The sequence below is a fragment of the Flavitalea plasmicola genome (genome assembly GCF_030546645.1).
Taxonomy (GTDB): domain Bacteria; phylum Bacteroidota; class Bacteroidia; order Chitinophagales; family Chitinophagaceae; genus Puia.
In genome coordinates, this window is record NZ_JAUOTO010000011.1 from 188,965 (window position 1) to 211,895 (window position 22,931).

General features: G+C 45.5%; 11 protein-coding genes. 8 read left to right on the top strand and 3 right to left on the bottom strand.

Annotated elements, in window-relative coordinates; all coding sequences use genetic code 11:
- Positions 1-91 precede the first annotated feature (91 nt).
- The 3 genes from Q4E93_RS32830 to Q4E93_RS32840 all read left to right on the top strand — a co-directional run bounded on the left by Q4E93_RS32830 (position 92) and on the right by Q4E93_RS32840 (position 2,610).
- Positions 92-1,015, top strand: coding sequence for a hypothetical protein (locus Q4E93_RS32830; protein ID WP_303592188.1), 924 nt, complete (start codon positions 92-94; stop codon positions 1,013-1,015).
- A 401-nt stretch (positions 1,016-1,416) separates the two neighbouring features.
- Complete coding sequence (locus Q4E93_RS32835) at positions 1,417-1,926, top strand: hypothetical protein (protein WP_303592189.1); 510 nt, start codon at positions 1,417-1,419, stop codon at positions 1,924-1,926.
- A gap of 258 nt (positions 1,927-2,184) precedes the next feature.
- Positions 2,185-2,610: a GreA/GreB family elongation factor gene (locus Q4E93_RS32840; RefSeq protein WP_303592190.1), complete on the top strand. Its 426-nt coding sequence runs from the start codon at positions 2,185-2,187 to the stop codon at positions 2,608-2,610.
- 326 nt (positions 2,611-2,936) lie between these two features.
- On the opposite strand, the gene Q4E93_RS32845 is transcribed toward Q4E93_RS32840, so the two are convergent.
- Together Q4E93_RS32845 and Q4E93_RS32850 are read right to left on the bottom strand one after the other, a co-directional pair.
- Positions 2,937-4,199 (bottom strand): thioredoxin family protein, encoded by a 1,263-nt coding sequence (locus Q4E93_RS32845; RefSeq protein ID WP_303592191.1) that lies wholly within the window; start codon positions 4,197-4,199, stop codon positions 2,937-2,939.
- Positions 4,200-4,304: 105 nt separating this feature from the next.
- Positions 4,305-4,601, bottom strand: coding sequence for a hypothetical protein (locus tag Q4E93_RS32850; protein WP_303592192.1), 297 nt, complete (start codon positions 4,599-4,601; stop codon positions 4,305-4,307).
- 260 nt (positions 4,602-4,861) lie between these two features.
- On the opposite strand from Q4E93_RS32850, the gene Q4E93_RS32855 reads away from it, so the two are divergent.
- Both Q4E93_RS32855 and groL read left to right on the top strand, forming a co-directional pair.
- Positions 4,862-5,143 carry a co-chaperone GroES gene (locus Q4E93_RS32855; protein WP_303592193.1) on the top strand — a complete coding sequence of 94 codons (282 nt, stop codon included), beginning with the start codon at positions 4,862-4,864 and terminating at the stop codon, positions 5,141-5,143.
- 59 nt (positions 5,144-5,202) lie between these two features.
- Positions 5,203-6,831 (top strand): chaperonin GroEL, encoded by a 1,629-nt coding sequence (gene groL / locus Q4E93_RS32860; protein ID WP_303592194.1) that lies wholly within the window; start codon positions 5,203-5,205, stop codon positions 6,829-6,831.
- Between the two features lie 457 nt (positions 6,832-7,288).
- Here the strand turns inward: groL and Q4E93_RS32865 are convergent, their stop codons facing one another.
- A complete protein-coding gene (locus tag Q4E93_RS32865) occupies positions 7,289-8,455 on the bottom strand; it encodes a serine hydrolase domain-containing protein (protein WP_303592195.1) in 1,167 nt (388 codons plus the stop codon).
- A 424-nt stretch (positions 8,456-8,879) separates the two neighbouring features.
- Between Q4E93_RS32865 and Q4E93_RS32870 the strand changes: the two genes are divergently transcribed.
- The 3 genes from Q4E93_RS32870 to Q4E93_RS32880 all read left to right on the top strand — a co-directional run.
- A complete protein-coding gene (locus Q4E93_RS32870; RefSeq protein ID WP_303592196.1) occupies positions 8,880-9,179 on the top strand; it encodes a hypothetical protein in 300 nt (99 codons plus the stop codon).
- Between the two features lie 37 nt (positions 9,180-9,216).
- Positions 9,217-18,150 carry a non-ribosomal peptide synthetase gene (locus Q4E93_RS32875; RefSeq protein WP_303592197.1) on the top strand — a complete coding sequence of 2,978 codons (8,934 nt, stop codon included), beginning with the start codon at positions 9,217-9,219 and terminating at the stop codon, positions 18,148-18,150.
- A gap of 34 nt (positions 18,151-18,184) precedes the next feature.
- The coding region (locus Q4E93_RS32880) for a non-ribosomal peptide synthetase (RefSeq protein WP_303592198.1) at positions 18,185-22,931 on the top strand (4,747 nt) is incomplete at its 3' end.

A 22,931-nucleotide genomic window follows, 5' to 3' on the forward strand; every position in this document is an offset into this window, starting at 1 on the left:
TGTCATAGTGGGTTAATAACAGCGGATCATCCAGCATTGGTGAGAAAAGATCCAATACAATGATTATTTTGCCGGTAAAACCAACACCTTTATGCGGAAATTTCAATTCTGTTTATTCGTATTATGTATTTTTTTAAGTGAAACCATTATTGCCCAGGACAAACAACCGGCTGCCTTATCCGAAACGGCGTCCATCATTCCTTTTCAGTTAACCGCTTACAATAACCTGTCTGTACAGGCCATCCTGAATAAAAAAGACACCATTCATTTGATGTTTCATACGGCATCCGGCTCAGTTTTTTTAACCGAAGATGCGGTGAAGAAAATTCAAACCCTGCATTTCGACAGGACCGATACGCTGAAAAGCTGGGGCGGGGGTGGCAACGCCAGGTTTAGTCAGCACAATTTCCTGCAAATAGGATCGCTGCAATGGGATGATATGGATATCTGGGAAAATAAATACTCTGGACAATACACCGATGGTAAATTCGGCACCGATCTTTTTGCCAACAAAGTAGTTGAAATAGATTTCGATAAACAGGTTCTCATCGTGCACACCAGCCTGCCTCATAAAATTAAAAAATATGAAAAGCTGAAAATGACGTTCAGGAATGATTGTTTGTTTATTGAATCGCTTTGTAAAACGGGGGACAGCACATTTGCCAATAAATTTTTAATTCATTCGGGATATGCCGGCGCCGTATTACTGGATGATCAATTCGTGCATGACCATAAAATAGCAGAAAAATTAAAAATTGTGGGTGAAAGGGAGATGAAAGATTCCTATGGCAATATCATGAAATCCCAAAAGGCCATTTTACCGGCATTCACCATCGGCCAAACCACACTTTCCCAGGTACCGGTTGCATTTTTTTCCGGCGCCCTTGGCCGTCAAAAAATGAGCATCATCGGCGGTGACATCCTGAAACGCTTCAATATTATTATTGATGCGCAAAGAGAATATATTTATTTAAAGCCGAACAGTTTGAGGAAATCGGATTACACGAATGTGTGAGTTGCCATCGCCCGCCTGACGGGATATCTGCTTCCCCAATTTTTTTGAACCTCTTATTTAACCTTTTCTTAGATAATACTTCATGATTTATTGCTTAATTTTAAAGTATGACAGGTTTAGTTAAATATATTCCCCCATTTTTCATTCGCACTCCACTTGTGCTCGATATGAGGGATTGTTTTACCTGTTCATTCACAGAGTTTATTCCTTTCTGCATTAATTTGTATTATTTCTCCAACTTTAAGGACTTTAATAGGATTACCCAAGATTAGGCACCGCCGGTCTTGGGTCATTTTTCTTTTGCAACCTCACTGTTGTTCTTTTACGAACAGCGATTAGTTGCAAGTTGATGCATTGTCGGTACAGTCGTACCGTTTGTTATCATATTAATCTCCATCCATATGTCCACTGTTATCATCGCGCTTATTATCGTGACGTTTGTCGTGGTAATCTGTCTTTTGCTTGTTTTTATCAATAGCCGGCATAGAAGAAAAGCGGCAAACGAACTTATTGCGCATTTCCAAAATGAAGTGAAAGAAAATAACTTGTTGATCTCGAAATGGGATTTGGCAGGCAAGCTCATCATAGGATTAGAAGTCGATAAAAAGACAATATTCGCGTTTCAAAAGCATCTTGGTCAATTTAAATCCTATCTCGTTGATCTTTCAGAAGTCAATAATTGTCTAAAGAAGAAAATATACAGCAGTAAGATCCCCGGCAGCGAAAATAAGGAAGGATATGAAAGACAGGTTGAGCATATTTCCTTACAGTTTGAATTTATTGATGAACGTCCTCCTGTCATGATCACCTTTTACCATCCAGTTAATAATCATTTGCTCGAAATGGCAGAGATGGAACAAAAGACTACAGATTGGGAACGCCTTGTCAAGTCCATTATTCATCCGAATTAACAGGAGAGGTTAGATATGTCAACTCATCGAAATCAAACAGCAGCAAAGAAGCAAGTCACTGTAGTGGTCATTGTGGCCATTGTTATTGCGGTACGAGAAGCGTATATAAGTGGCAGTGGTAGATATTGTGTGATCGCACTTTTGCTGTTGATTTTACTTGCCATGATAGCAGGACGATGTCTAAATAACCATGGCAAAGTTTGATCAGGCATGTTGAGAGAACGTTGATTCCCTGGCTATGCCCCAAATCAGTTAATTATGCAGAAAGGACAAAAGGAGTTACTTATCACGCGGGAGGATCATAATTTGATCACCAAGTGTATTAATGCTTTCAAGAAGATCAAGTCTATTGACGGTAGGACCATTTCGCTTCTTTGGGAGCAGTTTCGCAATGCGATAATCGTCGAAAAAAAACGCTTTCCGAAGGATGTGGCAAGATTGAACTCGACTGTAATTGTAAAGAATATTGAGACCAACCTCGCCATGGCCTACACGATTGTATTGCCTGATGAGGTGGATAGAAGAAAAAATAAGGTGTCCATATTGTCACCCATCGGCATCGCACTTATTGGTCTGAAAAAGGGACTATATTTTAGCTGGGAAAGGCTGGCCCGTAAAAAGAACTTTTCCGTATTGGAGGTGTATCATTCACCTTCGCTTGAAAGAGCCGAAAGGCGTACCTGACACTAATTGAATCCATCTAATTTAACATATATTATGTATACAAACATGAACGAAGTAGTGCTTCTTAGAGAAGACTATAAACTCCTTCAGTCTTATTTGAAGATCACAAGGAATATAAACCTTGGTCAAAATTATTTCCGTTCTGGAACCTATTGGGACTATGCTGATCGGTTTCAAAAAGGGCATGCGCTTTCGATGCCCATTGCTGAAAATGGCTGGTACACTGGAGATCCTGGATGTATATAATGAGCACCCGTTTTTGTGATTATCTAAAGACCCACTTCAAGTTATGTCGAGTCTTTAAAACTTTGTCGCGGATGGGATCGTTAATAGATCAATATTGATCTATTTTTTAGTTTACTTTCCAGCACACCTAGCAGATTTGAAAAGGTACTGTTGGGATCGGGTATCAGCTCAATGCATCGTTTAATCCATAGGCATGCGTCCTGGAGGGCCTGTGTATCAGTGGATGGCAATTGTGCAAACGCTTGTGCCGCAGTATACAGTTGCTCGGCAATCTCCCTTGCATAAAGATGGCTGACATATTTTTTTTCTTCAGCAAAGTCTAACACTTTGGTGCTATCTTTTTCTCCGGTGAGATATGGATGCATGATCTGGTTATAACGCCTTTCGTCCTCAGCGCGGATTGTATCAACGGGAACAGAGGACGGGCCTGTAGCCATCGTATAACCAGCTTGTTTTACCAGCAGATAATCCCGGATCATTACGCTATAAAGCAGGTTAAGACGATTAAGGAATGATAGCTGGTTCTGCTTAAGTCCGTACAGACGGCGACCAAAGGCAACCAATCCTTCATATTCTATCAGTCTTTTTTCCCGCAATGCCTGCCCGGCACCCATTCTCACTAATTTCTCGAACAGGGGGCTGGTAACGGTCTCTTTTGCAGGGTCACTTAGCAGGTCATAATGATTGACGAGGTAGATTAAACTCGCCGTTCGGGCGCCAGTCACACAACGTGCCAGGTACAATAAGGTAGTGTCCTTTTCCAGTACTTCAGCAGGCAGGCTCTTAAAATATTCATCCAAAACCGCACTGTTATCCAGGTTTAACGCAGTGAGACGATCCAGGTACGTACGTAGAAATAATTGCGTACGAGCTCCCTCATCAAATGCTTTCTCCAGATTACCCAGGTTGGCTGGATCAGTTCCCTGCTTCAGCGCTTCTACGGCCAATTCTATAAAAGGTACAACTTCTTTCTCGCCTATTACTTTATGCACCAGGTACCCATTGCTGTTCAGGAAAAGCAGGGTGGGGTAGGCAGTCACGTTGTATTTTTTCGCCAGTTCCACTCCTTCTCCTTTCTCGGCATTGAGCTTATAGTTCACAAATTGTGTATTGTACTTACCGCCCACGCTGGGGTTGGTAAAAATGAACTTGTCCATGTATTTGCAGGGGCCGCACCAGTCCGTGTACACATCTATGAATATCATTTTATGATCGTGCCGGGCTGCCGCCTGTAAATCCGACCAGGAGCCTTTAAAAAAGTGCATACCCTTCGGCGAGCCCGACTGTGCCACTACAGATGATGTATAGAAAATAATTAACCAAAAGCATATCCAATGCTTCATAATTTACTTTTTTCTTGGAAATTTCAAATATACTTACATAATTGGCTTCCGGCATCGGAACTTTTTACGATCGCGTATATTGTAAATACAAGAAATTAGGCGCATCTAGAGCAGGGTGTCATCCAGGTTTAGTTTCTTGAAAAGCTCCCGGGCTAAATATTTCATGTTCTTGCCCAACTCCTCCGCCGTACAGCTAATCACCTGCATATTCATTGGTAATCCTCCCCGCTTTTCGACGAGGTCTATGTGCAAAACTCCCGTATCGCCCTCAACCGGACGGCCTGCCAGACCACCGAAAAGCCTGAGGGCAAATCCGCGATCGCTTCCTAATTCGAAACATCCAAATCGCTCAAAACCGTCTATGGTTTTCATATTCAGTTCGATATAGAATTTACTTTCCATATGCTAAGGCAAGTTTGATATGCCACTGGCCTCAACGGTTATGCCAAAATTTAGGCCGCAGGCGGCGCCGTCTGAAGGCGCTGAATGGCGCTTCATCGGGCCCGGAGAGCGGAATTTTTGACATTTCCGGGTGACAAAATTGACTGAAAAAATTTCATTTTTTGGACTGGCATGCCGCTTGTTGAGCCAAAATACAACCTACAACCAGTCATATTGAACGTAGTTAGTGGCTTTGTATACTTCATTCAAAATCATAAATTATGTCCAGTAAATCACCAATTACTCCATTACATGATCGGGTAATTATCAAACCCGCCCCCGCCGAAGAAAAGACTGCTGGCGGGATCATCATTCCGGATACGGCAAAAGAAAAACCCCAGCGCGGCACAGTCATCGCGGCCGGGCCAGGTAAAAAAGATGAACCTGTCATCGTAAAAAAAGGCGATACAGTTCTTTATGGCAAGTATTCCGGAACCGAAATCCGAATCGACGGACAAGATATGCTGATCTTACGGGAAAGTGATATCCTTGCCATCGTGTAGGTCGTACCGATTTTTATTTGATTCAATAACCTGATTGTTTAACTAGTAAATATATTACTATGGCAAAGCAACTTTTCTTTGATACAGATGCAAGAAATAAAATGAAAAAGGGCATCGATACACTGGCTAACGCTGTGAAAGTCACCCTCGGACCGCAGGGACGTAATGTGATCCTCGAAAAGAAATTTGGCGCATCGACCATTACCAAGGACGGCGTAAGTGTTGCCAAGGAGATTGAACTCGAAGATCCCATCGAAAATATGGGCGCCCAGATGGTGAAAGAAGTGGCCTCTAAAACAGCCGACGCGGCTGGCGACGGTACCACCACCGCTACGGTATTGGCACAGGCTATTATTTCCGAAGGGTTGAAGAATGTCGCTGCCGGTGCCAATCCCATGGACCTGAAAAGGGGGATCGATAAGGCTACGGAGACGGTAGTGGGAAGTTTGAAACAGCAATCCCAGACCGTAGGTAATAACAACGACAAGATCCGCCAGGTAGCTACTGTATCAGCTAATAACGATGACAATATCGGCCGGTTGATCGCCGAAGCTTTTACGAAAGTAGGCAAGGAGGGGGTCATCACCGTCGAAGAGGCTAAAGGAACGTCTACCACCGTGGAAGTAGTAGAAGGGATGGAATTCGACCGGGGGTATATTTCACCCTATTTCGTAACCAACCCGGAGAAGATGGAAGCCGAACTGCAGAACCCGTATGTGTTGATCTATGACAAGAAGATCAGCGTCATGAAGGACATCCTGCCTTTGCTGGAAAAAACCGCGCAAAGTGGCCGCCCCCTGTTGATCATCGCTGAGGACCTGGACGGAGAGGCGCTGGCTACGCTGGTGGTGAATAAAATCAGGGGAACGCTGCGGGTAGCGGCGGTGAAGGCTCCTGGCTTCGGCGACCGGCGCAAGGAGATGCTCGAAGATATTGCTGTACTCACCGGCGGCATTGTGATCAGCGAGGAGCGTGGCTATAAACTGGAAAACGCTGATATAAGTTATCTCGGCACAGCCGATGCAATAACTATCGACAAAGAAAATACGACCATTGTCGGCGGCAATGGGAAGAAAGACGCCATCCAGGCCCGCGTCAATCAGATCAAGGCTCAGATCGAAACAACGACGTCTGATTACGATAAGGAAAAATTGCAGGAGCGGCTGGCCAAATTAAGCGGCGGTGTTGCCGTGCTGTATGTGGGGGCTGCGACTGAAGTAGAGATGAAGGAAAAGAAAGACCGTGTGGATGATGCACTTCATGCCACACGCGCAGCAATCGAAGAAGGGATCGTGCCTGGCGGCGGCGTGGCTTATATCCGCGCTGTTGATGCCCTGGACAAACTTTCCGGCGCCAATGCCGATGAAAACACGGGCATTGCTATCGTCCGAAGAGCGATAGAAGAACCCCTGCGACAAATTGTCCGCAACTGCGGCCTCGAAGGCAGTATCATTGTCCAGGCAGTGCGCCAGGGCAAAAATGACTATGGGTTTAATGCACGTACCGAGCAATATGAATCCCTATTGGCTGCCGGAGTGATCGATCCGACCAAGGTAACCCGGATCGCCCTTGAAAATGCGGCCTCGATCGCCAGCATGCTCCTGACAACGGAGTGTGTCATATCAGATAAGCCCAAAAAGGAAAATGCAGCCGTCCCTGCTCCCGCCGGCATGGGAATGGACTACTAGCTTAAACCCTACCCTTCATTATGCGAATCCCGTTGCCCAGGCAGCGCCCTCGGGTATACGGGATTCCACTATTTGGTTCAATGCTTATTTTAATGCCCCTGTTCAAAGATCTGGTAATGGGCCTGATCCAGGCGTTTCCGGGTCAACCATCTGCTCTGATCGTCGAGTTCCTTCCTCATCATCTCAGGAACGTCAGTGGCGTAATCGTAGAGTGGAAAGGGAGGCGCTTTCCGAGGTTCTTAATTATATGTATAATAAGGATATTTAGGATGAGGAGATCCTTTTTTGAGAAGATCGCTTAATAGAGATGAGAGCAACGTAAAGAAAAAAACCATCGTTTTCACGAGATACGCAAAGAAAATGTATCTACAATCGAAATTCCCGGGGAAAATCCGTGAGCGCTACTAATAGCCCCAATATCTCCGACTTTCTCGTAGTGTCATCGATCTTTAAAATTTCATTTACCAACTATCTTCGCCAACCCTTTCACCACCTTTGCTACTTCGCCCTCGATCTGCTGCACGCCATAATCGCAATTTCTCATCACGATTGCCCCAACCTTAGATCGGGGATTGAATAGCATGAAGGCCGTATAGCCCGCGACAGATCCGTCATGTCCGGCGAAATTAGATCCATCGTCAGCATTAACGACGAACAACCCAAATCCATACCCATGCTTTCCATCTCCAGGTGTATGGATCGTTTGCATCATCTCCCTGTATTTTTTCGCCAACTGGTCGGAATCGCTGCATTGCGCCATGATAAAACGAGCCAGGTCACCGGTGGTAGTATAAATACCTCCATTAGGAACCTTGTATCCTCTGCCGGCATACTCGGTTTTAGCCACCTTACCGTCGGGCTTGGCGCCAAAACTGTTCCGATGGTAACCTACAGCAACGCTATCTTCAAAGCCGGTCGGAATGATATAAAAACTACTGGTCATGTGCAGCGGCTTAAAAATCCTGTTTTCCACCATCTGCATGAAGGGCTTATGGGCAGCCCGGGACAGCGCCAGTCCAAGAATGCCATAACCGATATTGCTATAGGAAAATTTCGTGCCCGGAGAGAATGTTACATCGGTGGTAGGAATGGAGCTCAATATCTTATTTTCCCATTCCCCGATGGGCCCGGCCGCGGCATTCCAGAGCCCGGGCTCCATTGCGAGACCTCCTGTATGACTAGCCAATTCACGAAACGTAATTTCATTGGTATCAATCCCCTTTTTCCATTTCAACTGTTTTATCTCCGGGAGATATTTAGCGACGGGCTCATCCAGGCCGATGGTTCCATCCTGGACCAACAACATCATAAGATAGGCGGTGAACGTCTTTGAGATGGAGCCGATCCGGTAAACAGTGCTGACAGTGGCGTCGATGCCTTTCTCATTGTCTGCCTTCCCAAAAGCCCTGGACCAGGCAATCTTATTTCCTATAAAAACAATCGCGGACAAGCTACCGACCGTGTCTCCCAGATGTTCCTCCTCCAACTGCTTGTCAAAACTGTCAATAACCCCTTGAACGGTAGTGGTATCCGAATGGGAAATAGGCTCGGATTTTTGCGCGCTACGGCAGAACGGAAGCAATAGCAAGCTGATAATAAGAGATAAAAAAGTTATCTTTTTCATAATAAGTATTGTATGGAATTGAAATATACGGATTCTCTTTTTGCAAGGACAGAAAAGACGTTGGACAAAAATACGGGAGGAGTTGCTGGAAGTAGAGCAGGTAGGTGTTGACGATGATCTTTTTGCGTTTGAATGGTAGAACAGGTCGCTGTCTTTCTGAAATTTTCATCTTAAATGATAAGGTGTCCTTAGCATTTAAATTACGGAGAATGCCGGAGATATTTTTTTTGATCTTATTTATTTTCTACATAAATTAGCCTGATTCCAGCGTTTTGTAAGTGGATTTGTTTATCCGCTTCTTCATTTTAGTAGTTAAGTTACAGCATCCTCTTTGTAACTTTCTTTAGCGTAGCTACATCCTTTTTATGGCGTGGGGTCAATTCTTTTTTTGCTAATCATTTCTTCATTATTAAACTTAAAGGTTATGTATGTCCCTGAGATCATCCAGGTAAAAGAGCATTTTGAGGTGCTCAAGCAGAACGGTATTCTTGAGAATTGGGAATTGCCGTATGAAAATTTGCTGACGAGGAGAAGCGCTGCTATCTTTTTCTTTACTCCTGCCGATCCGTCAAAGCTGGATCGCGTTTTTGGCGAATTGGACAAATATGACAATTTCAGCTGCCGGGAGAACAGCGAAAAAAAACTTTCGCAGTTGGAGTACCGTGTCACTTTCAACAAAGAAGAAAAAGAGAGTAATCTGAAAACAACCGCATTGGCCAATTAATTAAATGTAAAACTCATAAACGAATTGTAAGTCTAACATGAAAAAACAGAAAAGACTACCGATATCCGAATATCAGAAAATGTTTTTCCTGGAGTGGGTTCTGGCGCCGGATGCAATCGTTTATAACATCTCCATCATAAATAAACTGACAGGAAATATCGATGAGAAACTCTTAAAACGCGCCTGCGAATTATTTGTAAATCGAAATGAGGTTGTTCATGCCCAATACTCCGAGGATGGTGAAAGTTGCTATTATGGTGAATTCTCGATTGATGACTTTTTTTATGGGTCAACTCTTCGGAAGGATATGTCAGTTCAGGCGCAGATCCGGCAACTGCAGTATGAACCTTTTGATTTGACAAAAGGACCTTTGTTGCGAATCCATCTGGTGAGAAATGAAGATGAAAACAATCCGGAATTCTATTTCTTTTTTGTTGCTCATCATATTATTTGCGATGCTAATTGGGCATTGCAGTTCTTTCTTCAGGTGCAGTCTGCTTATAACAGATTGTCAACCGGGGAAGGAATTGTGGCCGAATGTCATAGGACTTTTACCCAGGCTGTTGAGGCCGAAAGAAAGGTATTGAACGCGGAATATAAAAAAGATGCGCGGCAGTTTTGGCTTGAGCTTATTGCGGATATTCCCTTAGCCGGAAACCTGCCTTATCGAACAAATCCTGATGGGCATAGCCTGGATGATATATTGTCAGATAAAACGGGGGAATTCAATTACTTTCAGATAAGTGCACTGCAAACATCTGCCCTGCGCCTGTATGCGATGCAAAAGGAGACCACTGTCTTCATCGTTTTATCGGCACTGTATGGTTTGGTTTTATCAAGATTCATTTGTCAGGAAAGGTTTTTGTTTAGTTACACGGTCAATACCCGCGCTGCAGATTTTAAAGAAATAGCTGGATGTTTTGTCAACAACATCCCTATGAAATTTGATCTGAGCACCGTTGATACAATCGATGAGCTCGTTGAATCGCTGGAGCAGCAGCGTAAGCGGGCTAAGCGTTATCAAGGTTATTCTTTTTTAGATATCATCCAGGACCAAAGAAAATACAATCAATGTAAACAAGGGAATGTTTTCAATATTGGTTTTTCCCAAACTTATCTAAATGCTATCCCTTTTGAATTGCATGGATTAAAATCTTTGCCTGTTGATATTTCATGGAGTAAAAACAGTCTCCATGAAATTGGATTATTCTACGACGATCGTTCTTCCGAGATTAAGTTCATGCTGGAGTTCAGGAAGTCCCTCTTCGATACTTATTTGATCCAACAATTGATCGACTCATTCCAAAGGGCCATTTCTGAACTGGTTGTTGGGCGTAAAATTTTAATTAGAAGTTATTCCGTTGTGGGTCCCGCAGAATATCACCAGCTCGTCTACGAGTGGAACCGGACTGAAAAGGTATACGCGCGGGATAAAACACTCCATACATTGTTTGAAGAGCAGGTGGTAAAGACTCCGGAGGCCGTAGCGCTGATATTCGAAGACCAGCAACTGACATATAAAGACCTGAACGAAAAATGCAACCAGTTAGCCTGCTATATCCGAAAGCAGTACCGGCACCGAACAAAGCAGGAGCTGCAAGCCGATACCTTAATCGCATTGTGTGTGGAGCGGAGCCTGGAAATGGTGGTAGGGATCCTGGCGGTGCTCAAGGCAGGCGGAGCGTACGTGCCGATCGATCCGTCCTATCCGGCGCAACGGATCGGGTATATACTGGACGATACCGGCGCGGCGCTGGTGATGACCCAGCGACATTTGCAGGAAAAGAAAAGACTACTCCCACAGGAGAAGGCGGTTTACATCGATTTGAATGAAGCGGTGTATCAACAACCCGCTTTTTCGGATTACTATTGGCCTGGCATAACCAAAGCGAACGACCAGGATGCCGATGCCTCCAACCTTCCACGGTATAGCAATGCCCAAAACCTGGCATATGTGCTGTATACCTCGGGTACGACGGGCAATCCGAAAGGTGTTATGCTTACTCATTCGGGCATCGTGAACCGGCTGGAATGGATGCAGTCAATGTATCCCTTAAGTGATAAGGATGTGGTGTTACAAAAAACGCCCTATGTATTTGATGTATCGGTATGGGAACTGCTGTGGGCGAACTGGTATGGAGGCAAGATCGTGCTGGCCCAACCGGAAGGGCACAAGGATAGTGGGTATTTACACCGGCTCATGGAAAAGCATGAGGTTACTACGGTTCATTTTGTTCCCAGCATGCTGGAAGGGTATACGCAGTACCTGAAAGACCATGGGTATCGTTTTTCTGCGACCCTTCGGCGGCTGTTCTGCAGTGGAGAGGCGCTGAGCGGCCAGGTAGTCTGTCAGGCGTACGCCCGGGCGGGGAATGAAGATTTGAAGCTGCACAATCTCTATGGTCCGACGGAAGCGTCGATCGATGTCACTTTTTTCGAGACCCGTCCGGATGGGAAAGTATGCATCGGGCGGCCGATCCAGAATACGCAGGCGTTCGTGCTGGACAACAACCTGCAACCTGTACCGATCGGTGTAACGGGAGAATTGTACATCGGGGGAGCGGGACTTGCCCGCGGGTACCTGAATAATGCCCTCTTAACGAGCGAGCGATTTATTCAAAATCCGTTTGCGACGGAAAAAGATACTGCGCAGGGGCATACAAGATTATATAGAACGGGCGATCTGGTGCGATGGCTACCGGGGGGCGAACTGGCTTATCTGGGCCGCAACGACGAACAGGTGAAGCTGCGGGGGTACCGGATCGAGCCGGGGGAGATCGAAGCAGCAATGAACCGGGTGGCAGGGGTCCGGCAGAGCTGTGTGGTGATCAAAGAGCGGGCGACTCCTTCGGGTAGTACAAAATACCTGGTAGGGTACTATGTAGCAGACAGGAAAGTGACTGCCGAAGCACTGTCGGCGGAATTATCGGCGGAGCTGCCGGAGTACATGGTGCCGGCTGCGCTGGTGGGGCTGGAGTCTTTCCCGCTGACAGCCAACGGGAAGCTGGACAGGCGGGCGCTGCCGGATGCGGAGCTGCGTAGTGCGGAGGAATATGTGGCCCCTGGAACTGAAACAGAAATACGTATAAGCCATATCTGGGCGGAGCTGCTGGGAGTAGAGAGAGTAGGGATCACGGAAGATTTTTTTAAGCTCGGGGGTGATTCGATCCTGGGGATTCAATTGGCGGGCCGGTTGCGGCAGGCGGGTTGGTCGTGCCAGGTAAAAGATATTTTTTCCTATAAGACGATAGAGCGGCTGACGCAGTATTTGTCGAAAGCCGGGAGTGACCCCTTGCTCCAATCGGAGCAGGGAAATTTAACCGGCAGCTTTGGTTTGTTGCCGGTTCAGGAGTGGTTCCGGAGCAGGATGGAGAGTGGCAGGCTGTTGGCGGCGCACCACTGGAACCAGAGTTTTCTGCTCCGGGTACCGTCGTTGGAGCTGGATAAACTGGAGGAAATGGTGGAGGATCTGGTCGGCTATCACGATGCACTGCGGCTGCGGTACGTGCGGGGGGCGCAATGGACGCAGCAGTATCAGGCCTCGATGTCCGTGCCTGCTGTGCGGAGGATGGATATCCGTGGGATGAAAGACGAAGCTGTGGAGGCGCAGTTAACTGCGTGGCAGAGCGGCTTTGATCTGTGGGCGGGTCCTTTATTCCAGGTCGGTTACCTGTACGGGTATGAGGACGGAAGTGCGCGGCTCTTTATGTCACTGCACCACCTGATCTGCGATGTGGTCAGCTGGCGCATCCTCGCCGAGGACCTGCGCAGGCTATATGAGGGCAAGGCGTTGGGGCTCAAGGGCAGCAGCTACCGTCAATGGGTGGCGACAGTGCAGGCGTACAGGGAGCGGCATCGGACAGAGGCGCACTACTGGCAAAAGCAGCTGGAAGGCCAGCCGGCATACGGATCGTTGCTGGGGGCTCCGGGGACGGCGTGTGCTGAAGTGGGCTGGACGAAAGCGCAAACAGAGCTATTAATACACCAGGCACCGGCGGCTTATCATACGCAGCCCCATGAACTACTATTAACGGCACTGGCCTATGCCCTACAATCGCTCACGGGCAGCAGTCACCAGGTGATCACCCTGGAAGGCCACGGACGGGAGGAGATCGATGCCTCGATTGACCACAGCCGCACGGTGGGGTGGTTCACGAGTCTGTTTCCGATGAAGCTGGAACTGCAGGCTACCCTGCCGGAGAGCATCCGGTGGGTCAAGGAAAGGCTTCGAAGCATTCCGAATAAAGGAATAGGCTTCGGGGTGTTTGCGGTAGAAGCAAGTACACCATACGGTTATGACGACCTTCCGCCAATCATTTTTAATTACCTGGGTCAGCTGGATGGGGGAAGTTCCGGCGAATGGCAGCTATGCGCCGAAAGCAGCGGGGTGAGTATAGGTCGGGCTAACGACCCTGCTAACCTCATAGAGATGAACGGGGCGGTGCGTGGCGGGGAACTTTCGTTCAGCATTGTGACGCAGCTAGGCAAGGCGGTTACGGCTCAGTTGAGCCAAGGTTTTAAAACGCAGTTGACGGCCATCATCGGGCACTGTATGGCAAAACTGGAACAGGAAGGCTGCAGTTATACGCCAAGCGATTTTTATCACGCATTGAATGAAGGAGACTTGTCGAATCTTCCGATAATTAAGAATCCTTTGAAAATGTATGAGCCTTTTGCCATGACGGACATTCAGAAAGCTTATTTACTAGGACGTCTGAATACTTTTGAGATAGGTGGTATTTCGAATCATATATACCATGAATTTAAATTTTTAGCTGCTATAGATATTCCCAGGCTAGAAAACGTGATCAATTCGCTGGTCCGAAATTATCCCGAACTTAGAACGGTATTTGATATTGAATCGTTAACCCAACGTTATTTACATGTAGCGGAAACGCCGAGGTATAATATTGAAGTCAATAAATATAATTGCGACTACAGCGATGATTTGTTAATATCAACCAGAGCGTCATTATCTCATTATGTTTATGATGCCGGCAAATTTCCACTGTATACATTTCAATTATCCCGCTTTGCCGACTGCGATATTTTACATGTGAGTATCGATCTGATTTTACTGGATGTGGAAAGCAGGCAAAACTTCTTTGCAGAAATTACCAAATTATATGAAGATGATCTTTTCACTCCAACTCCCCCCAAGATTCATTTTAAAGATTACCAAGACTATGTAGAATTTCTGAGGTTTACCCAATGGTATGCTAACGATAAAAAATACTGGCATCATAAATTGGACAGCCTCCCTCTGCGACCTCAGCTGTCTTTAAAAGTGGATCCCGAAACCATTTCCACGCCCAGATTTGATTTTTCTGCCAGGGTGATTGAAGAGCTGGTCTGGACGAAGTTTAAAGCCAAAGCAATTCAGCATGATATTTCAATTTCTTCCGCACTGGTTTCATTGTTCGGGTATGTTTTGTCCAGATACGCTGGAAGTAATGAGTTTCTGATCACACTTACGACTTTCAACAGGTATAGCGTACACCCGGATGTGAATAGCATATTCGGCGATTTTACTTCTACAAGTTTATTTGGTTACAAGGGTTTGAGAGGATCAATCAAAGAAAATTTATCACTATCTCATCAAGATCTTTGGAACGATTTAAGCCATGGATTATTTAACGGAGTGCAGGTGCAACGCGAACTGCGAAATTTGCGCAAACTAAACCACCGCCAGGCCGTATCGCCAATTGTATTCACAAGCCGAATTGGTAACACCGAAAAACAGCCTAAGAATGCAGGTCAGTACTTTCTGACAAAATATGAGGACAAAGAATCAAGAGCGTGGCAGGCGCAAACTTCACAAGCATGGATCGATTTGCAGGCCCTTGAATCTGGCAATCAGTTGCACAGCCGGTGGATGTACGTAGAACAACTATTCGACAGAGAGTTCATAGAAAAATTGAATTCCGACTACTGCCAGTTGATCGAGTATGTATCACAAACGGACTGGAACAATGGATTACCCGAAAATGGATTGCGACCACGTGATCATTCCCTGATTACTGCCGCTAACAGTCAATACCAAGAACAAGTGTCAGATACACTGATCAGTATTTGCTTAGCTAGTATCAAACAAGGTACTGATGGTCCTGCAGTAATCGATGCTACCGGCACCTACACCTATCAGGAGATAGGTGCTTATGAGTATAAGATAGCATGTTATCTGAATTTCCGCGCCTTATCGAAACCTGGCTATTTGATTGGCATGTTAAGTGAGAAAGGATTCCTGCAGGTGGTTTCTTGTTTAGGTATCATGCATTCGGGTGCCGCATACTTGCCACTGAATATAGAATGGCCCCTTGGAAGAATAAATGAAGTGCTGGAAGAAGGGCTGGTCAAAACAGTATTGATATCGCAATCTGAATTCAATTGTCGCGTGAAAAACAGTGAAATTGAACGACACTATGAATGGCTGGTTATTGAGGATATTATTAATCACCGCCTGGAGGCTTCCGAATCTGAAATAACGGTTCCAAAGCCGGAGGATGTTGCTTATGTTATTTTCACTTCCGGCAGCACAGGTAAGCCTAAAGGTGTAACAATAGCACACAGGTCGGCGGTTAATACCATCCTTGCAGTTAACCACAGATTTCATGTGAACGGTAACGATAAAGTGCTGGCCTTATCAGAATTGAGCTTCGATTTGTCAGTCTATGACATATTCGGCGTCCTGGCGGCAGGGGGAACTATCGTATTTCCTGATCAGAAAAAAAGCAGGCAGCCAGACCATTGGCTTGAACTCATCAGTCAACACGGTATTACAATATGGAATACGGTGCCTCAATTGATGCAATTACTGGTTGATTGTGCTATTGATCCCGGGGATTTAAAACCTATAAGAGTAGTGATGTTAAGTGGTGATTGGATACCTCTTCGTCTTCCCGGTCAAATAAGAAGATTCGTTCCCGATGTCGTCATTATGAGCCTGGGTGGGGCTACAGAAGGAAGCATCTGGTCTATATGGTACGAAATAAAATCGATTGATCCCGGATGGGATTCTATTCCTTACGGGTATGCAATGCCAAATCAAAAGATGTATGTGTTAAACGAATATCTGGAACACTGCCCTATCGGTGTAACCGGGCAAGTCCATATTGGCGGAGACGGGGTGGCACTAGGTTACTGGAATGACGTCGATAAAACTAATGCCAGGTTTATCAGGCATAAGCGTCTGGGAAGATTATACAAGACAGGTGATCTGGGGAAATGGGACGAGCGAGGTTATATGCTATTTGAAGGCAGAACAGACAGTCAGGTTAAATTGAATGGCTATCGGGTAGAGCTAACTGAAATATCTTCCAAATTAATAAAAATACCTGGCGTTGAAAATGCGCTGATCACAGTTCGAAATGGTCAATTAACAGCTTATGTGATTCTTGAAAGGGGTGACGAGAAGAAAGATAAAATAACCAAAGAAGGATTTATCCTCGAACAGATAGGAGTAAGGAAAGACTTATCGCCTTCGTATAAACTTGGTCCGTTAAGTCTGGATGAAAACAAATACAGATTAAGAAAGAGTTACCGGCAGTTCCTGCCCGGTAAGCTGAGATTAGTGAAAGAAGATATAGAAAGGCTCATTTCTTCAGATGTGATGCTTTCTGGTAGTTTCTTACAAGAGCGGGAGACTTTCGGCGAAATCAATAATTGTGAGCGCTATGAGATTGATGTACTTAAAAAGATATTGAGTGTCATCAGCGCAATCAAGTTGGAAAACAGGTTGTTACCCAAATATCTTTATCCATCCGCCGGAAGTACAAACGCCATACAATGCTATGTATGTTTAGACGAAGATATGGATAATGGGAGGCTAAAAAAAGGCTGTTACTATTATGAACCTGTTTCTCATTATTTAGCTGCTGAAGAAGGTGGTTTCAATGCAGATATTGCAATGGATCTTCAGGAACATCGCATTGGAAAAAGTCGTATAGTGCTCAGATTCAGATTATATAAACCGGCGTCTGAACCTATTTATGGTGATATGTGTACGAAATTGGCTTGGATCGAGACCGGCCATGTCGTTAAGCTGATCGAGCAGCAGATGCACGAAGCCGGGCTTAACGGTGAAATTAAAATAATGGACCATGAAAAAGGCAGGTATCACGACCTGGTCGAAATCTCAATTGACCTAAACGCTGACGGAAAAGAGAAGCTGCCGAAATGCTTAATAAGCGAGGAAAAAAATGCACGGCCATCGATTGATTACCTATGCAGAGATCGTCAGAAGTTTCGGGATGCGGAGGGTCATGAGTACAGTATTTCGGTTCAAAATGTGTTTGGCCAAGCCTCGGAAGTTAATCAACTCCTAACGCATACTCAGGGGTTGATAGTCTTTTACGGTTCAAATGATCCATCGGATCTTCTTAAAGCAGGGTACCAGGCGCAGAGCCTCACCGAACGACTTTGTGAAATAAATGTTGGCAGCTGTGTTTTAGGCTTCATTCCGTATGAGGGTGTAGTCTATAGTATTGCCATTGGAGAAATCTCGGGTTGGCATAAATCTTTGCCTGAAATTTTGTTGCCTCAGACCTCCCTGCGAGTGTACCTGAATCAGTTTATCGGACAGGATTTGCCGGAATATATGTTACCGAGTCAATACGTAATATTAGATGAACTGCCGTTAACTGCCAACGGAAAAGTGGATTATAAGAATCTACCGGATGCTGCAATTGTAAAAGAAGTTTATGCGGCTCCGACCAGTGAAACAGAAATGATAATATGTAATATATGGCAGGAGATGTTGAATTTGGAAAAGGTAGGTGTGACGGACGATTTTTTTGAAATAGGGGGAAACTCGATCCTTGCAACGAAGGTCTCAAATAAAATGAGCAGAGATTTGGGGTGTAATGTAATGGTTGCTGATATTTTCAAATTAAAAAATATTAAAACGCTAACAAAGATCATTGCGGTGCCTCAAGTGGCGGATGCTGGCGTTGAATGGGAATTTGGAATTTAAATAGTAGTGTAAACATTTAAAGCGTAGGGTCAAGTTGAAAAATATCCAGGCTTTCTTAAACGAGATAAGGATCAATGCCGGAGCTATTTGGCTTCAAAACGGCAGTATTAAACTTTTTGCCTCTTCAACGCTTCAACATGAGGAAGTAAGGGTTTTTATTTTGAATAATAAGACGGAGATAGTCTCTATTCTTAACGAGAACTGTATTTTCTCAAAAGAGAAATTTATAAGTACAATAATTTTCAGAAATAGTGGCATAACCAGTTATCGGCTGACCTCGGCGCAGGAGCGTTTATGGTTTATCGAGCAGTACGAAAGAGGAACCAATGCTTATCACTCACCCGTTGTGTATGAACTTTCCCGTGAAACGGATTTGGCTGGGGTAAAATATGCGCTGCAGCAGATTGGATCCAGGCATCATATATTAAGAAGTAGAATATTGCAGGGCGATCATGAAACAACACAAGAGTTGCTTTATGGTCCTTTAACTATTGAGGAAATATACCTGACAGACAAGGATGATTATATATCTATTATAAGAAATGATATCAATTGCCCTTTTGATCTGAGCGCTAAATATCCAATCAGGGTAGTGCTGTACCAGATCCAATCTGATAGCCCGGCATCAGCTTTTCAAATAAGCAAAAGACTATTGCTGGTCAATGTTCATCATATTGCTTTCGATGGATGGTCTGGTGAAATATTTCTTAAAGAATTGTTTGGATATTACGAAGCATATGCTAACAATGATGCGGAATTCGATTTGCCTATGCCGGAAATCCAATACAGGGACTATGCGTTATGGCAGCGGTCTTATCTTACCGGGGAGGTGCTGCAAAAGCAATTGGATTATTGGAAGGACAAGCTATCTGGCTATTCGATCCTGGAATTACCTACTGATTATGCGAGGCCGAATCAAATGGATTACACCGGCAGAAATGTGACATTTACATTAAATAAAAGCATGAGTGAACGCCTGCGTTTCCTGGCGCGGCAATATCGGGTTACGCTGCACAGTGTACTACTTAGCAGCGTAAATATCCTGTTGAGTAAATATACCGGTCAGCAGGATATTGTAACCGGCGGTCCGATTGCCAACCGGCATCATTGGCAAACCGAAGGACTGATCGGTTTTTTTGCCAACACTCATATTAATAGAACTTTATTGCACGATACACAGAGCTATGAAGAGCTGATTCGTCAGGTGTACCAGGATCAGATCGATGCCCAGTTGTATCAGGAGCTTCCGTTTGAGAGATTAGTGGAAGAACTGGGAGTAGAGCGCGATCCGTCCAGGCATCCTGTTTTTCAGGTGCTGTTCTCACTGCAGCGTTTTGAAAGTCAATCTGTGGCTGATGTTAAACGACATGAATATTTCACGTCTTGTGAAGAAGTTTCCTTTAATGAAATTGCGAAGTTCGATTTATCTATAATCATAAATGATGCAGGTGAAGAACTGACAGGCCAATTCAACTACGCCACTAGTCTGTTTCACAAGAACACCATCGACAGCATGGTGAAGCATTATGTTTATTTGTTGGAACAGCTCATGGTTTTTCCACAAATGCCTTACGGCGCAATGAGTCTGCTTCATACGACGGAATATAACCAGATCGTCTACGAGTGGAATCGGACAGAAAAAGCATACAGGCGGAATGAAACGCTCCCCGAATTGTTTGAAGAGCAGGTAATGCGAACGCCGGGGGCGGTGGCGCTGGTATTTGAAGGCCGACAACTGACCTATGGAGGTCTTAACGAAAAAGCTAATCAATTAGCCCGACACATCCGAAAGCGGTACCGTGAAATAACAATGCAAGAACTGAAGGCCGACACGTTGATCGCGTTGTGTGTGGAGCGGAGCCTGGAACTGGTAATAGGAATCCTGGCAGTGCTCAAGGCGGGAGGGGCGTATGTGCCTATAGATCCTTCGTATCCGGCGCAACGGATCGGGTACATGCTGGACGACACGGCAGCGGCCCTGGTTTTGACGCAGCGGGATTTGCAGAAAAAAGTCAATTTATTGCCATCGGAAGAGAAATTATTATACATCGACCTGGATGAGGCGTTGTACCAGGGTGAAGCTCTTTCCAATTTATCACGGGATAGCAGCTGCAACCTCGCCTATGTGCTGTATACTTCCGGCACCAGCGGCCATCCGAAGGGAGTAATGGTGGAGCATCGGGCCGTTGCAAGTTTAGTGTATAACGATTATGTGGAGGTAACAGAGAACGATGTTTTTGCCTTTTTATCTTCTCCTGTATTTGATGCTGCCACATTTGAACTGTGGACTCCTTTGCTGAATGGAAGTTCATTGGTCATACCGGGGAATCTGCACGAAACGATTTCGGACATCGATATCTTTAGGGAATTTTTAACGGTCAACGAGGTATCCATTCTATGGCTGACGAAATCGCTGTTTGATAGTTTATTGCATCTGGATACAAATATCTTCAGCAGTTTACACTACATGATTATAGGTGGCGAGGCGCTGGACAAAGCCACGGTCAATAAGTTAATAGAGAGTAATTGCAGGCCGCATCATTTTTTAAACGGATATGGTCCTACGGAAAGCACCACCTTCACCTGTACGTATCGGCTGGAAACTTCTGTAACGGCTTCCAGCGTGCCGATAGGTAAACCGATCAATAACAGACAGGTATATGTATTGGACAAGCAACTGCAACCTGTACCGATCGGTGTAACGGGAGAATTGTACATCGGGGGAGCGGGACTTGCCCGCGGGTACCTGAATAATGCCCTCTTGACGAGCGAGCGGTTTATTCAAAATCCGTTTGCGACGGAAAAAGATACCGCACAGGGGCATACAAGATTATATAGAACGGGCGATCTGGTGCGATGGCTGCCGGGGGGTGAACTGGCTTACCTGGGCCGCAACGACGAACAGGTGAAGCTGCGTGGGTACCGGATCGAGCTTGGGGAGATCGAAGCGGCAATGAACCGGGTGGCAGGGGTCCGACAGAGCTGTGTGGTGATCAAAGAGCGGGCGACGCCTTCGGGTAGTACAAAATACCTGGTGGGGTATTATGTAGCAGACGGGAAAGTGACCGCCGAAGCACTGTCGGCGGAAATATCTGCGGAGCTGCCGGAGTACATGGTGCCGGCTGCGCTGGTGGGGCTGGAGTCTTTCCCGCTGACAGTCAACGGGAAGCTGGACAGACGGGCGTTATCGAATGCGGAGCCGGGCAACGCAGATGAATATGTAGCGCCGGTTACGGATAGTGAAAAAGCAGTCTGCAAAATTTGGGAAGAACTACTTGGGCTGGAAAGAGTGAGCGTCACGGATGATTTTTTTAGAATAGGGGGTACTTCCATCCTCGCAATCCAGGTATCGCACCGGATGAATAAGATATTTAAGTGTGAGATAATGGTTGCAGATGTTTTTAGATATAAGACCATAGTCCAATTGTTGGCTAACTGTAAAAATCAGCCACAGATCCATATCCCGGAATTACACGATAATCTCTCACTGCTTTCTTTTGCGCAAGAGCGATTGTGGTTTATCGAGCAGTATGAAGGTAGAACGACTGGCTACCATATGCCGGCGGTGTTTGAACTTGATACAGACATAGGCATAGAAGCAGTAAAATATGCTATTCAGCATGTCGTATTGAGACACGAAATATTGCGAAGCACCATTGAACATGGTGGACAACAGCAGTCGATGCAGATGGTGCACGAAGAACCCCTGCGACCCAAGGAAATACGATTAACTGATAAAGACGATATAGAGTCCCTTGTCAATAAAGAGATCAGTTGCCCCTTTGATCTAAGCAGAGAATATCCTATCAGGGTAATATTTTATAAAATTTTTTCAGAGAGCCATGCTGCAGTTGATCCGCCCGAAAAAGTGATTGTATTGTTTAATCTTCATCATATAGCCAGCGATGGCTGGTCGATGGAAATATTCCAGAAGGAGTTATGGGCATATTATCAGGCGTATATCACAAGTGATCTCACGTTCAGTCTTCCAAAACCAGAAATCCAATATAATGACTATGCGCAGTGGCAAAGATCCTATCTGTCCGGGGGGGTGATGGAGAACCAACTGAATTATTGGAAAAGCAAGTTGTCGGGTTATCAAACCCTGGAGCTGCCTACGGATTATTCCAGGCCTGGGCAGAAAAGTTACAGTGGAAATTATCAGCCTTTTATCCTCAACAACGATCTTAGTCAGCGACTAAGATCGTTAATGAACCACTATGGAACTACTCTGCATACTATAATATTGAGCAGTGTGAACATTCTGCTGAGTAAGTATACGGGCCAGCAGGATATTGTGATCGGCAGTCCGACCGCTAACCGGCATCACCGGCAGACAGCCGGATTGATCGGATTCTTTGTGAACATGCAGGTGAACCGCACGCTACTGAACAACGAGCAAAGTTTTGAAGAGCTGATCCATCAGGTGCATCAGGAGCAGATCGCTGCGCAATTGCATCAGGATATCCCTTTTGAGAAGCTGGTGGAAGAACTGGAGATCGACCGGGATAGCTCCCGCCACCCCATTTTTCAGGTAACTTTCGTGGCGCAAAGTTTTGAAGGAGATAAGAGCGCGCGCAGCGAACGGGAGAAATATTTTAGACCTTTTAAAGGATCAACTGCTTACTGTCCGGAGAAGTTCGATCTGTCGATAGTTGTGAACGATAGTCAGCAGGAGATCACAGGTCAGTTCAGCTATGCGACGAGCCTGTTCCATGGCGATACCATCGGCAGGATGGCAGAGCAATATATTTATCTGCTGGAACAGCTCACGTCGGCTC